Below are 13255 nucleotides of genomic sequence, written 5' to 3'. Positions count from 1 at the left end.
GACGGGCCGCGAACCGGTCTCTTGGGGGGACTCATGCACTACTACACCGATGTTCTGAAGAAGTACGTCGACTTCTCCGGCCGCGCGCGCCGCCAGGAGTACTGGATGTTCTTCCTCTTCAACCTGGCCGCGCTGATCATCGTCGCCATCGTCGACAACGTCATCGGCACGTACCCGCTGCTCTACGGCATCTACGCGCTGGCCGTGTTCCTGCCGGGTCTGGGCCTCGGTGTCCGCCGCCTGCACGACACCGGCAAGTCGGGCTGGTGGCTACTCATCGCCTTCGTCCCGCTCGTCGGCGGCATCTGGCTGATCGTCCTCATGGCGACCGAGGGCCACGCGAACCCGAACCAGTACGGCCCGAGCCCCAAGGCGATCCACGCCTGAGCAGGCCTGTAACCGGTAGTGCCGAAGCGCCGCCCCTGGCTGGAAACAGCCGGTGGCGGCGCTTTCGCCGTTCCCGGCGGCCCCGACCGGTCCCCGCGGCCCCGGGCACCGAGCGTGACGTGTCTCTCGCACGGGCTTGCGCCGGGGCGCTGTCCGGACCGGCCCGATCACGAGATATCTTGATGTCGAGCAATGTTGCAGACGAGAGACGCAGACTGTGGAGCGGAGCATCCGGTGACTGACTCGACCATCATCTACACGCACACTGACGAGGCCCCGGCCCTCGCGACGTATTCGTTCCTGCCCGTGATCCAGGCATACGCGTCGACGGCCGGTGTGAATGTCGAGACCCGTGACATCTCCCTGGCAGGTCGGATCATCGCCAGCTTCCCGGAGTACCTGGAAGAGGGCCAGCGGATCGCGGACGCCCTCGCCGAGCTCGGCGAACTGGCGAAGACCCCGGGCGCCAACATCATCAAGCTGCCCAACGTCTCGGCCTCGATCCCGCAGCTCAAGGCCGCGGTCGCCGAGCTCCAGGCCCAGGGCTACGCGCTCCCGGACTACCCGGACGACCCGAAGAGCGACGAGGAGCGGGAGAACCGCGCCCGCTACGACAAGATCAAGGGCAGCGCCGTCAACCCGGTCCTGCGCGAGGGCAACTCCGACCGCCGCGCCCCCGCCTCGGTCAAGAACTACGCCAAGGCGCACCCGCACCGCATGGGCGCCTGGACCCCCGAGTCGAAGACGAACGTCGCCACCATGGGCGAGAACGACTTCCGCTCCACCGAGAAGTCCGCCGTGATCACCGAGGCGGGCACGCTCCGGATCGAGCACGTCGCCGTCGACGGCGCCGTCACCGTGCTGCGCGACTCCGTACCGGTACTCGCCGGTGAGGTCGTGGACGCGTCCGTCCTGCACGTCGACGCGCTGCGCACCTTCCTGAACGACCAGATCGAGCGCGCCAAGGCCGAGGGCGTCCTGTTCTCCGTGCACCTCAAGGCCACGATGATGAAGGTCTCCGACCCGATCATCTTCGGCCACGTGGTCCGCGCCTTCTTCCCGAAGACCTTCGCCCGCTACGGCGAGACCCTGGCCGCCGCCGGCCTGTCCCCGAACGACGGCCTCGGCACCATCCTGAACGGCCTGGGCGCGCTGCCCGACGCCGACGCGATCAAGGCCTCCTTCGACGCCGAGATCGCCGAGGGCCCGGCCCTCGCGATGGTCGACTCGGACAAGGGCATCACCAACCTGCACGTCCCGTCCGACGTCATCGTCGACGCCTCGATGCCGGCCATGATCCGCACCTCCGGCCACATGTGGGGCCCGGACGGCGCCGAGGCCGACACCCTCGCCGTCCTCCCGGACAGCAGCTACGCCGGCGTCTACCAGGTCGTCGTCGACGACTGCCGCGCGCACGGCGCGTACGACCCGTCCACGATGGGCTCGGTGCCGAACGTCGGCCTCATGGCCCAGAAGGCCGAGGAGTACGGCAGCCACGACAAGACCTTCGAGCTGGCCTCCGCCGGCACCGTCCGCGTCGTCGACGCCTCGGGTGCCACGGTCCTGGAGCAGGAGGTCGCCGCCGGCGACATCTTCCGCGCCTGCCAGACCAAGGACGCGCCGATCCAGGACTGGGTCAAGCTCGCCGTCACCCGTGCCCGCGCCACCGGCGTCCCGGCCGTCTTCTGGCTCGACGAGGGCCGCGCGCACGACGCGCAGCTGATCACCAAGGTCAAGACGTACCTCGCGGACCACGACACCGCCGGTCTGACCATCAAGATCCTCTCGCCGGTCGAGGCCACCGCGTACTCCCTGGAGCGGATCCGCCGCGGCGAGGACACCATCTCGGTGACCGGCAACGTCCTGCGCGACTACCTGACCGACCTCTTCCCGATCTTGGAGCTGGGCACCAGCGCCAAGATGCTGTCGGTCGTCCCGCTGATGAACGGCGGCGGCCTCTTCGAGACCGGCGCCGGCGGCTCCGCCCCGAAGCACGTGCAGCAGCTCGTCAAGGAGAACTACCTGCGCTGGGACTCGCTCGGCGAGTTCCTCGCGCTGGCCGTCTCCTTCGAGCACCTCGCCACCACCACCGGCAACGCCCGCGCCCAGGTGCTGGCCGACACCCTGGACCGCGCGACCGGCACCTTCCTCAACGAGGACAAGTCGCCGAGCCGCAAGCTGGGTGGCATCGACAACCGCGGCAGCCACTTCTACCTCGCGCTGTACTGGGCGCAGGAGCTGTCGCGCCAGACCGACGACCCGAAGCTGGCCGCCGCGTTCGACCCGCTCGCCAAGAGCCTGGCCGAGTCCGAGGAGAAGATCGTCGGCGAGCTCATCGCCGTCCAGGGCTCCCCGGCCGACATCGGCGGCTACTACCAGCCGGACGCCGCCAAGGCCTCGGCCATCATGCGGCCGTCCGCGACGCTGAACCAGGCGCTCGCGCTCCTCGGCTGAGCTCCGCCACTGCCGGGCCGCACCGCTGAGGTGCGCCCCGGCTGAGCTCCACCGCTCCACCGCTCCACCGCTCCACGGGCCCGCCCCGGTCGGCAGTCGCCGGCCGGGGCGGAGCCGTTCCCGGGGCCGGCCGGGGCGGAAACCCGGTTGTGTACACCGCCGTCCGGGGGTTATCAAGGGCGCATGATTCAAGGGAGAACAGCCGGGCTGCGCGCCCGGCACGCCGACGACGTGGCCGTGCTCCACGCAGAGCTGTACGAGGACGTGGCGACGCGTTCGCGCGCGGACAGCAGGCCCTGGCGGCCGCTGACCGCCGACCACTCCCCGTACGCGCCCACCGGCCCGGCCGATGACGTGGCGTTCTTCTCGGTGGTCGAGCTGGCCTCGGGCGAGCTCGCGGGCGAGGCCGTGCTGTGGGGCATCGACGCCCACAACCGCTCCGCGCACCTCGGGATCTCGCTGCGGCCCGGCAGCCGCGGCCGCGGTCTCGGCGCGGAGACCGTCCACCTGCTGTGCCGGTACGGGTTCACCGTGCGCGGGCTGAACCGGCTGCAGGTGGAGACCCTGACCGACAACGCCGCCATGATCGGCGCCGCCGAGCGGTCGGGGTTCCGGATCGAGGGCACGCTGCGGCGCTCCGCGTGGGTCACCGGGGCCTTCGTGGACGAAGTGATCCTGGGGCTGCCGGTCGAGGAGTGGCGGGGCGCGTAGGCACTGCCGAACACGGGCACGGGCCCCGCCCGGTCCCGGGCGGGGCCCGTGCCCGGGGTCGTCAGAGCCGGTGCACCCGTTCCGGGGCGAAGGGCAGCGGGTGGCGCCCGGCGGCCAGGATCCGCAGCCCGGGGGCCACGGAGAGCAGGTCGCGGAGCCAGCCCAGGGTTTCGGACGCCAGGTGTTCGCAGCCGTCGAGGACGAGCAGCATGTCGCGCTCCGCGAGCCATGACGCCGCGTTCGAGGTGCCGCACGGCAGGAAGGGGATGCCCGGTACGCAGCCCAGTGCGGCGGTCAGATCGCGGACCCCGAAGCGGTGGTCCATGGCGACCACGGCCACCCCGTCGCAGAAGTTGGACGCGAGCCGTTGCCCGATCTCCCGCACCAGCAGGCTCCGGGGCTCCCGGAACCGTCCGGTGACGGTGAGCACCCTGCCCCGCCGGACGGCGGTGAGCAGCCGGGACAGCTCGGCGGACGTCGCCGGAATCGTACCGGCGCCCATGGAATTGGAATCCCTCATCGGCACGATGCCCCCCATGCATGCGTGACCATACGCGGCAAGAGGGTTGTTTCGAGCCGCATGAAGACGATTATGCGCCACTTTCATGGGAAGGCTAGGGGAATTTCCTATTCCGGTGAAAGGCCCGTGCCGCCCGGTGATCACCGCAGTTGTACAAGTCACATATTTTTGTCCACCGCCTGTCCACGGCCTGTTCGCCACACTGCGAAGAGGTGTCGTCAAGATGAACTCAGGCCGCAGTCAAGGCCGGAGGGCGTCCGAGTGGCCGGATCTCCCGCCATCCGGACGTAGTCCCCGTGGTCCCCGTGACGTACGTGCCGGGCCCCGGCTCACAGTGAACAGTTGTCCGGGGAGCCGGAATCGGCTGTACTGCTGTGCAGCCCGACGTGCGGGCATATTCGGGGAGGGGCCACGAATGAGTAGGGACCAGCGGCGGGCCGAGCGGAGTGCGAGACCTGCATCGCACCGCCGCCGTCCGGGCTTCCGGGGCCGTAGGTCCCTGCTGGCCCTCTTCCTGTCGGCCTTCTTCCTGGTCGGCGTCTGCACCGCGACCGGAATCGCCTGGGATCCCCTGACGGCCGCCGAACGGTCGGACCGCTCCGCGGCCGGGCCGGCCGACGACCGGGTGCCCGGTGACCCCGGTGACGTCGCCACGCCCTCGGCCACCGGCCCGAGCCCCTCCGCGTCCGCCGGCGGGAGTCCGGGTGCGAAGGCTCCGGACAAGGGCGTCCCGCAGACCGGTACGGACAGCGGGGTGCGCCCCGCCGGAGCCCTGCCCTTCGACCTGCCGCAGACGGCCACCCTGCGCTCCGGCGACGCCGGCAAGAAGCTGGTCTTCGCCCACTACTTCACGCCCTACCCGCTCTCCCTCGACAACGCGAAGGCCGACTCCGACTACTACACCCGCAACTACCTGGACCCGGCGGGCGAGAGCGGCAAGCACGAACGCTACGGCGGCCTGCTGCGCGACCGGCCGCTGCCCGTCCAGCCCAAGGACGGCAACTGGGAGCTCGCCAACCTCCAGCAGGAGGTGCGCACGGCCCGCGCCGCCGGCATCGACGGATTCACCCTCGACCTGCTCTCCCTCTCCGGGAAGAACTGGGACCGCTCCAAGCTCCTGATGGAGGCGGCCCGTTCGGTGGACCCGGCCTTCAGGGTCATGCTGATGCCGGACATGACCTCCCTGGGGACCGATGATCCGCGCGTGCTCGCCGACGCCCTGGCCGACCTCGCCGCGGCCCCGGCCGCACACCGCCTCTCCGACGGACGGCTGGTCGTCTCGCCCTTCAAGGCGGAGGCCAAGAGCGCGGCCTGGTGGACCCAGGTCATGGACGCCCTGAAGTCCGGGCACGGCATCCGCACCGCGTTCGTCCCGCTCTTCCTCGACTTCGGCGCGCACAGCGGCGATTTCTCGTCCATCAGCTACGGGTTCTCCGAATGGGGCAGCCGGAGCTACGTCGGCCAGGAGAGCTCCACGCGCGACGTGCGCAGGGCCCACGACGCGGGCAAGATCTGGATGCAGCCCGTGTCGGTCCAGGACGCCCGCCCCAACCAGGGCATCTACGACGAGGCCGGCAACACCGCGACCCTGCGCGCCACATGGACCCGGTCCATCGAGGACGGGGCCGACTGGGTCCAGCTCACCACCTGGAACGACTACAGCGAGGGGAGCCAGTTCGCCCCGTCGCTGCACAACGGTTATTCCTACCTCGACCTGTCCTCGTACTACCTCACCAAGTTCAAGACGGGCAGCTGGCCGAAGATCGTCCGGGACACGCTGTACCTGACCGCGCGCACCCAGTTCGCCTCCGCCGACCCGAGCGGCAGCCAGTCCCTGGTCATGTCGCTCCGCAAGGGCAGCGCCGCGGCCCGCGACACGGTGGAGGTGCTGAGCTTCCTGGCCGCGCCCGCGAGCATCCGTACGGCCGTCGGGACGGCCGAGGACGTGCGCGAGGCCCCGGTCGGGGTGCACTCCGAACTGCTGCCACTGAAGCCGGGCAGGGCCTCGGCGGTCGTGGTGCGCGGTGGCAGCACCGGGGTTCGGGTGGAGCTGGGCTACCCGGTGGACCGTGCGGTGGAGGTCCAGGACCTCCAGTACTACGCGGCCACCAGCGGCCGCGGGTAACGGGCGGGCGGAGCCGGGGCGAAGGGCCTGAGTCGCAGGACCTTCGTCACCCCATATGTAGTGGTGGCGTGCCCGAGTCGTATCCATATGTAGTGTTGGTCCTGCCGGTTCGGCGGGGCCCGCTCATGCGCGCCCCGACCGAGGCAACAGGGAACCCGGTGGGAATCCGGGACTGCCCCGCAACGGTGAGTCCGCTCCGGCGGACGAGTCCGACACCTGCCGGCACGTGATCCATTCTTCCGTGCCAAGCCTCGTGGGAGGGCTGCCGTGACTGCTGCCGTCGACGCCGTAGAGACCGTGACCGAATACCTGGACCGCCGGGACTGGCGGGTGAACGCCAATGCCAACCAGGGGTACTCGCTCGGCGGCCTCATCCTCAACGCCGCGGGCAAGATCACCGCGAACTACTGGCTGGAGCAGGTCTACCCCGAGGCCGTGGCCCGCGCCCACCGCGAGGGCGACCTCCACATCCACGACCTGGACATGCTCTCCGGCTACTGCGCCGGATGGTCCCTGCGCACCCTGCTGACCGAGGGCTTCAACGGAGTCCCCGGCCAGATCGACTCCGCCCCGCCCCGGCACCTGTCCTCGGCCGTCGGGCAGATCGTGAACTTCCTCGGCACCCTGCAGAACGAATGGGCCGGCGCCCAGGCCTTCTCCTCCTTCGACACCTGCCTCGCCCCCTACGTCCGCCTCGACGCGATGACGTACGAACAGGTCAGGCAGTGCGTCCAGGAGCTCGTGCACAACCTGAACGTGCCCTCGCGCTGGGGCACCCAGACCCCCTTCACCAACCTCACCTTCGACTGGACCTGCCCCGAGGACCTGCGCGAGCAGATCCCGGTGGTCGCGGGGGAGGAGACCGGTTTCACCTACGGCGAGCTCCAGGCCGAGATGGACATGATCAACCGGGCGTACATCGAGGTGATGACGGAGGGCGACGCCACCGGCCGGGTGTTCACCTTCCCCATCCCGACCTACAACATCACCCGGGACTTCCCCTGGGAGAGCGAGAACGCCGAACGGCTCTTCGCGATGACCGCCAAGTACGGACTCCCGTACTTCCAGAACTTCATCAACTCCGAGCTCGAACCGAACATGATCCGCTCCATGTGCTGCCGGCTCCAGCTGGACCTGACGGAGCTCCTCAAGCGCGGCAACGGCCTCTTCGGCAGCGCCGAGCAGACCGGCTCGCTCGGGGTGGTCACCCTCAACTGCGCCCGGCTCGGACACACCCACGCGGGCGACGAGGCGGGGCTGCTCGCCGAGGTGGACCGGCTGTGCGCGCTGGCCAGGGACAGCCTCGAACTGAAGCGGACCACCGTCCAGGACCTGATCGACGGCGGCCTCTTCCCGTACACCAAGCGGTACCTGGGCACCCTGCGCAACCACTTCTCCACCATCGGCGTCAACGGCGTCAACGAGATGATCCGCAACTTCAGCGGGGGCGCGTACGACATCACCGCGCCCGAGGGCCACGCCCTCGCGGTCCGGCTCCTCGACCGGGTCCGGGAGCGGATGGTGGACTTCCAGGAGAGCACCGGTCACCTCTACAACCTGGAGGCCACCCCGGCCGAGGGCACCACCTACCGCTTCGCGAAGGAGGACCGGGCCCGCTTCCCCGGCATCCTCCAGGCCGGCACCGACGCCAACCCGTACTACACCAACTCCTCACAGCTGCCCGTCGGCTGGACCGACGACCCCTTCGAGGCGCTGGAACGCCAGGACGAACTCCAGGGCAAGTACACGGGCGGCACCGTCCTGCACCTGTACACCCCCGAGCGGATCCCGACGGCGGAGGCCTGCCGCGCACTGGTCCGGCGCTCGCTGGAGACCTTCCGGCTCCCGTACCTGACGGTCACCCCGACCTTCTCCATCTGCGCGGACCACGGCTACCTGGCGGGGGAGCGGCCCGACTGTCCCACGTGCGGGGCGGTGTGCGAGGTCTGGACCCGGGTCATGGGCTACCACCGCCCGGTCTCCTCCTTCAACATCGGCAAGAAGGGCGAGCACGCGGAGCGCCTCCACTTCAAGGCGGCGGTGTGACCTCCGCGGCGCCGTCCGCCGCGGTCCCGGCCGAGGTGGTCCGGATCGGCGGCTGGTCCCGGCTGTCCACCTGCGACTGGCCGGGCCGACTGGTGACCACGGTCTTCTGCCAGGGCTGCCCCTGGCGGTGCGGGTACTGCCACAACCCCGGGCTGCTGCCCGCGCGCGGGCCCGCCGCCGTCTCCTGGGACGAGGTGCTCGCCCACCTCGTCCGCCGTACGGGGCTGCTCGACGGGATCGTCTTCTCGGGCGGGGAGCCGTTGCTCCAGCGCGGTCTTCCGCAGGCGGTACGGGAGGCCCGCGCGCTGGGTTTCCAGGTCGGCCTCCACACCGGGGGAGCCTTTCCCCGGCGCCTCGCCCGGCTGCTGGACGCGGAGCTGCTGGACTGGGTCGGCTTCGACGTCAAAGCCCCGCCCGGCCGCTACGAACGGGTCACCGGCATCGGCCACGCGTCCGCATCGGCGGAGCGCAGCCTGCGGCTCCTCCTCGCCTCGGGGGTGCCCCACCAGCTCCGCACCACGGTGGACCCGTCCCTCCTGGACCCGCCCGCCATGGCCGACCTGGACGACTGGCTCGCCGGGCTGGGCGCGGGGGCGACACTGCGCCAGACGATGCGCCCGCCCGCCGCCTAGGTCCATCCGTGCGCCCCTGCCGGGTGCGCCCGGGCCTGCGTCATCCTGGTTCCGGGGTTGTGTCGACCAAGACGGGGGTCACGGGAGATGGAGAGTCGGGAAAGGCCGTTCACGCATGACATGGTCGTGGTGCACCGGATGTTCCGGCGCGAGTTCCACGACGCGGCGGGCCGGGTGCGGGCAGCGCCCGAAGGGGGCCGCGCGCAGGTCGATCGGGTCGCCGGGCGGCTGATGCTGCTGCTGGAGACCCTGCACCACCACCACGCCGGCGAGGACGCGCTGTTGTGGCCCGCGCTGACCGAACGGCTTCCGGAAAGCGGGGAGTTGTGGCGGCGCATGGAGAGCCAGCACGAAGGCCTGTCGGAAGGGCTGGGCCGGGCCGCCGTACTGCTGGAGCGCTGGGCGGCCGCCGGGGGCGCCGGGCCCGACGGGGGCGGCCCGAGTGGCGCGGGCGGGGAGGAGCTGGCGGCGGTGTTCGAGGAGGTCTCCCGCGCGGTCGGGGCGCACCTCGACGAGGAGGAGCGGGAGGTGCTGCCGCTCGTCCCCGGAGTCGTGTCGCGGGAGGCGTGGGCGATGGTCGGCGAGGCGGCCAGGTCGGCCATCCCGAAGAGCGGGCTGTTCACCGTCCTCGGGATGATCCTCAAGGACGCGGATCCGCGGGAGCGGGAGATGATCCTCGGCGAGATGCCGCTCCCGCCCCGCGTGATGTGGCGGCTCGTCGGCGAGCGGAACTTCCGCCGGCGGGAGCTGCGCCTGCGGCCCGCGGACGGCCGCTAAGGGGTGTCCTGCACGTCCGCCGGCGCCGGCGTCGGCGCCGGGGTGAACTCCGGCTGGTCCAGCAGCCGGAGCCAGCTGCCGTCGGGCTGGCGGCGTACGACCTGGGCGCGGGCCCCGGTGCCGTCGCTCGGCGGCGTGGAGGTGAGGGCGATGCCGTCGCCCAGCAGCGTCGGCAGCGGCGGCTCCGGGGTGAACCGGGGCCGGTGCTCCAGCACCTTCGCCCACATGGCCCGGATCGCCTCGCGGCCCACCGTCAGCTCGCCGGGCGGGAAGGCCATCACCGCGTCCTCCTCGTACAGGGCGGCGACCCCGGTCGCGTCGCCGGCGTTGGACCGCTCGACGAACAGCCGGGTGATGTCCTCGGGCCGAAGGGCCTTCTCGTACGAGGCGTAGTCGAACGGCGCTGCGTCAGGCATGGCTTCCTCCGTCTGGTCGAGGGGGTTCCCCGGGGTGTGCTTCAAGCTTCGCGGTCACGAGATCAGAAGTCCAACAGCTGGTTCTACTGGAAGCTAGAATCTCCAGTCATGGAACTCAGGCAGCTCGAATACTTCGTCGCGGTCGCGGAGGAGCAGAACTTCACCCGTGCGGCCGAGCGCGTCCACATCAGCCAGTCCGGGGTCAGCGCCCAGATCCGCCGCCTCGAACAGGAACTGGGCGCCGAGCTCTTCGACCGTTCCGGCCGCACCGCCACCCTCACCGTCGCCGGGAAGGCTGCCCTTGAGCACGCGCGCACCGCGCTCGCCGCCACCGGGGCCCTCGCGCAGGCGGTGGGGGAGGTGTCCGACCTGATCCGTGGCCGCCTCACCGTCGGCATGGTCGTCGGCTGCACGGTCACCCCGCTCTTCGACGCCCTCGCGGACTTCCACCGCGCCCACCCCGGCGTGGAGATCGCCCTGCTGGAGGACAACTCCGACCGGCTGGTGCAGGCGGTGCGCGCCGGATCCCTCGACCTCGCCCTCATCGGCAGCGCCGCCACCACCCCGGACGGGCTGGAGGCGCTGACCATCGTCAGCGAGCGGCTGGTCGCGGCGGTGCCGCCCGGGCATCCCCTGGCCGGGGCGGACCGGGTCACCCTCCGCGACCTCGGCTCCCACCCGCTGATCTGCATGCCCCCGGGCACGGGACTGCGTACGGTGTTCGACCGGGCCTGCGCCGCCCAGGGGCTGCACCCCGCGATCGCACTGGAGGCCGGTGCGTCCGACGCCATGGCCGACCTCGCCGCGCGCGGGCTGGGGGTCGCCGTCCTGAGCGCCTCGATGGCCGAGTCCTACCGCGACCGGCTCACCGCGAGGACCATCGACGACGTGGAGATCCCGGCCCTGCTCTGCCTGGTCTGGCGCGACGCGCGCGGACCCGCCGTACGGGAGCTGCTCCTGCGCTGCCGACGCGCCTTCGCGGCCCCGCCGCCCGTGGGCGGGGGTGTCGCTCCGGGCGGCGGCGGGGCATGATCGGCCCGACAGCCGCGCCGCACCCACGGAGGTCCACGTGACCGCGCCAGCAGAGCCCGCAGAGCCCGCCGACCGCACTGACCGGATCGACCGCACTGACCGGATCGACCGCGCAGACCGCACCGACCGCGCAGACCGCACCGACCGCGTCGAGGCCGCCGGTCCGGCCGGGGCCGGTTCGCCCGGCGGGTCCATACGCCCCGCCGAATTCCCCGGCGGGCGGGCGCTGTTCCGGCTCGACCGCGCCGTCAGCCACCTCAACCACGGGTCGTTCGGCGCGGTCCCCGTACCCGTCCAGGAGACGCACGCGGCCCTCCGGGCGCAGGCGCACGGCGACCCCGACGCCTTCTTCATCGGCGCCCCCGACCGGCTCGTGGCGGCCCGGGCCCGGATCGCCGCCCGGCTCGGCGCCGACCCGGAAGGACTGGCCTTCATCTCCAACGCCACCGAGGGCGCCAACGTCGCCCTCGACGCCGTGGAGTTCGCCCCGGGCGACGAGATCCTGGTCACCGACCACGGTTACGGCACCGTCGTGGCGGCCGCCGCCCGCCGGGCCCCGGTCACCACCGTCGCCCTGGACCCGCACCTCCCCGACGAGGACGCCGTACGGGAAACCGTGCTGGCCGGGGTCACCCCGCGGACCCGGGTCGCCGTGCTCGACCACATCAGCTCGCCCACCGCCCGGCTCATCGCCTCGCCCCGGCTGCTCGCCGAACTCGCGGAGCGGGGCATCACCACCATCGTGGACGGCGCCCACGCCCCCGGCATGATCCCCGACCCGCTGGGCGGGGGCGCCGACTTCTGGTTCGGCAACCTCCACAAGTGGGGCTACGCACCCTCCGGCACCGCGCTGCTGTCCGTCGCTCCGCGCCACCGCGAGCGGGTCCGGCCGCTGGTGCCCTCCTGGGAGGACCACTACGGCTTCCCGCGCTCGGTCGAGAACCGCGCCACCTTCGACTACACGGGCTGGCTCGCCGCCCCGGACGGGCTCGACCTCCTGGAGCAGCTCGACGCGGCCAAGGTACGGGCCCACAACAGCGCCCTCGCCGGCTACGGCGCGGCCCTGCTCGCCGCGATCCCCGGGATCACCCCGCTCCCGTACACCGAGGGCCTCGCCCTGCGCACGCTGCTGCTGCCGCCCGGGGTCGCCGCGACCCCGGCCGACGCCCGCGAGCTGCGCGAGCGGCTCGCGGCCGAGCAGCGGATCCGGGTACTGATCTGGCCCTGGCCGGGCGGCGGCGGGATCCGGCTCAGCGGGCAGATCTACAACCGGGCCGAGGAGTACGAGCGGCTCGCCGAGGTCCTGCCCGCCTATCTGCCGTAGGGGTCCCGGGCACCGATCGCCCCGCGAGCGGATCCACCCGCGAGCCGAGCGGGCCCGGGCCGCGAACCGGTCTACCCGCGCCGGAGCAGGTACGTGTCCATGATCCAGCCCTTGCGGGCGCGGGCCTCGGTGCGCAGCTCCTCGATCCGGCCGGCGACCTCCGCCAGCTTCCCCGAGACCAGGATCTCGTCGGGGGTGCCGACGTAGGCCCCCCAGTAGATGTAGAGGTCCTGGTCGAGGTGGGCGGTGAAGGCGTGCCGGGCGTCCAGCATCACCACCACGTCGTCCACACCGGCCGGCCAGCCCTCCGCCAGCCGGCGGCCCGTGGTGATCTGGACCGGGCGGCCGACCCGGTTGAGGTTGGTCCGGTGCCGGGCCAGCAGCGAGGAGATGCTGCTGATGCCCGGGACGACCTCGTGGTCGAAGGCGACCCGGCCCTTCTCCAGCACCTCGTCGAGGATCGCGAGCGTGGAGTCGTAGAGCGAGGGATCGCCCCACACCAGGAACGCCCCGGTCTCGCCCTCCGCCAGGTCCTCGGCGATGAACCGCTCGAAGATCTCGGCCCGCGCGCTGCGCCAGCCGTCCACCGTGGGCGCGTAGTCGGAGGGGGTCCGGTCGCGGTCGGGGTCGCGGCCCTCCACCAGCCGGTGTCCGGGGCGGGCGTGCGCGTCGAGCATCGCCCGCCGCAGCCCGGTCAGATCCGCCTTCTCCTCGCCCTTCTCCAGGATGAGGAATGCGTCCGCCGCGCCGATCGCCCTGACCGCCTGGAGGGTCAGGTGGTCAGGGTCGCCCGCGCCTATGCCGATCACTGAGAACTTCTTCACCGGGCTA

At 71.8% G+C, this 13255-nt stretch carries 12 protein-coding genes and 1 riboswitch; of the genes, 9 read left to right on the top strand and 3 right to left on the bottom strand.

What is annotated here, in order from left to right:
* The first annotated feature begins 33 nt into the window (after positions 1–33).
* From OG904_RS02645 to OG904_RS02635, 3 genes are all read left to right on the top strand, one after another.
* The gene (locus OG904_RS02645; protein WP_405486940.1) at positions 34–387 is read left to right on the top strand and encodes a DUF805 domain-containing protein; all 354 of its coding nucleotides are present in this window, start codon (positions 34–36) and stop codon (positions 385–387) included.
* Between the two features lie 234 nt (positions 388–621).
* Positions 622–2841 (top strand): NADP-dependent isocitrate dehydrogenase, encoded by a 2220-nt coding sequence (locus tag OG904_RS02640; RefSeq protein ID WP_405486938.1) that lies wholly within the window; start codon positions 622–624, stop codon positions 2839–2841.
* A gap of 183 nt (positions 2842–3024) precedes the next feature.
* Complete coding sequence (locus OG904_RS02635; protein WP_405486936.1) at positions 3025–3552, top strand: GNAT family N-acetyltransferase; 528 nt, start codon at positions 3025–3027, stop codon at positions 3550–3552.
* A gap of 61 nt (positions 3553–3613) precedes the next feature.
* Here the strand turns inward: OG904_RS02635 and OG904_RS02630 are convergent, their stop codons facing one another.
* On the bottom strand, positions 3614–4054 hold the full coding sequence (locus OG904_RS02630; RefSeq protein WP_405486934.1) for a hypothetical protein: 441 nt from the start codon (positions 4052–4054) through the stop codon (positions 3614–3616).
* A gap of 433 nt (positions 4055–4487) precedes the next feature.
* On the opposite strand from OG904_RS02630, the gene OG904_RS02625 reads away from it, so the two are divergent.
* The 4 genes from OG904_RS02625 (at position 4488) to OG904_RS02610 (ending at position 9652) form a co-directional block, all read left to right on the top strand.
* Complete coding sequence (locus tag OG904_RS02625; protein WP_405486932.1) at positions 4488–6197, top strand: glycoside hydrolase family 71 protein; 1710 nt, start codon at positions 4488–4490, stop codon at positions 6195–6197.
* Positions 6198–6285: 88 nt separating this feature from the next.
* A riboswitch (cobalamin riboswitch) is annotated at positions 6286–6436 on the top strand.
* 28 nt (positions 6437–6464) lie between these two features.
* On the top strand, positions 6465–8243 hold the full coding sequence (locus OG904_RS02620; RefSeq protein WP_405486930.1) for a ribonucleoside triphosphate reductase: 1779 nt from the start codon (positions 6465–6467) through the stop codon (positions 8241–8243).
* Positions 8240–8875, top strand: a complete 636-nt coding sequence (locus OG904_RS02615) for an anaerobic ribonucleoside-triphosphate reductase activating protein (RefSeq protein WP_405486928.1) — start codon at positions 8240–8242, stop codon at positions 8873–8875. Before OG904_RS02620 ends, OG904_RS02615 begins: the two co-directional genes overlap by 4 nt.
* An 87-nt stretch (positions 8876–8962) precedes the next feature.
* Positions 8963–9652, top strand: coding sequence for a hemerythrin domain-containing protein (locus tag OG904_RS02610; protein WP_405486926.1), 690 nt, complete (start codon positions 8963–8965; stop codon positions 9650–9652).
* Here the strand turns inward: OG904_RS02610 and OG904_RS02605 are convergent.
* Positions 9649–10068 carry a YybH family protein gene (locus OG904_RS02605; protein ID WP_405486924.1) on the bottom strand — a complete coding sequence of 140 codons (420 nt, stop codon included), beginning with the start codon at positions 10066–10068 and terminating at the stop codon, positions 9649–9651. The genes OG904_RS02610 and OG904_RS02605 overlap by 4 nt on opposite strands.
* A gap of 108 nt (positions 10069–10176) precedes the next feature.
* Between OG904_RS02605 and OG904_RS02600 the strand changes: the two genes are divergently transcribed.
* The gene (locus OG904_RS02600; RefSeq protein WP_405486922.1) at positions 10177–11100 is read left to right on the top strand and encodes a LysR family transcriptional regulator; all 924 of its coding nucleotides are present in this window, start codon (positions 10177–10179) and stop codon (positions 11098–11100) included.
* Between the two features lie 37 nt (positions 11101–11137).
* Positions 11138–12424, top strand: a complete 1287-nt coding sequence (locus OG904_RS02595) for an aminotransferase class V-fold PLP-dependent enzyme (protein ID WP_405486920.1) — start codon at positions 11138–11140, stop codon at positions 12422–12424.
* Positions 12425–12495: 71 nt separating this feature from the next.
* On the opposite strand, the gene cobF is transcribed toward OG904_RS02595, so the two are convergent.
* On the bottom strand, positions 12496–13248 hold the full coding sequence (cobF, locus tag OG904_RS02590) for a precorrin-6A synthase (deacetylating) (RefSeq protein ID WP_405486918.1): 753 nt from the start codon (positions 13246–13248) through the stop codon (positions 12496–12498).
* Between the last annotated feature and the right edge of the window lie 7 nt (positions 13249–13255).

The sequence above is a fragment of the Streptomyces sp. NBC_00096 genome, assembly GCF_045041305.1.
In the GTDB taxonomy this organism is placed as follows: Bacteria; Actinomycetota; Actinomycetes; order Streptomycetales; family Streptomycetaceae; genus Streptomyces.
The sequence above is the reverse complement of the archived record's forward strand: the minus strand, read 5'-3'. Positions and strand labels throughout refer to the sequence as shown.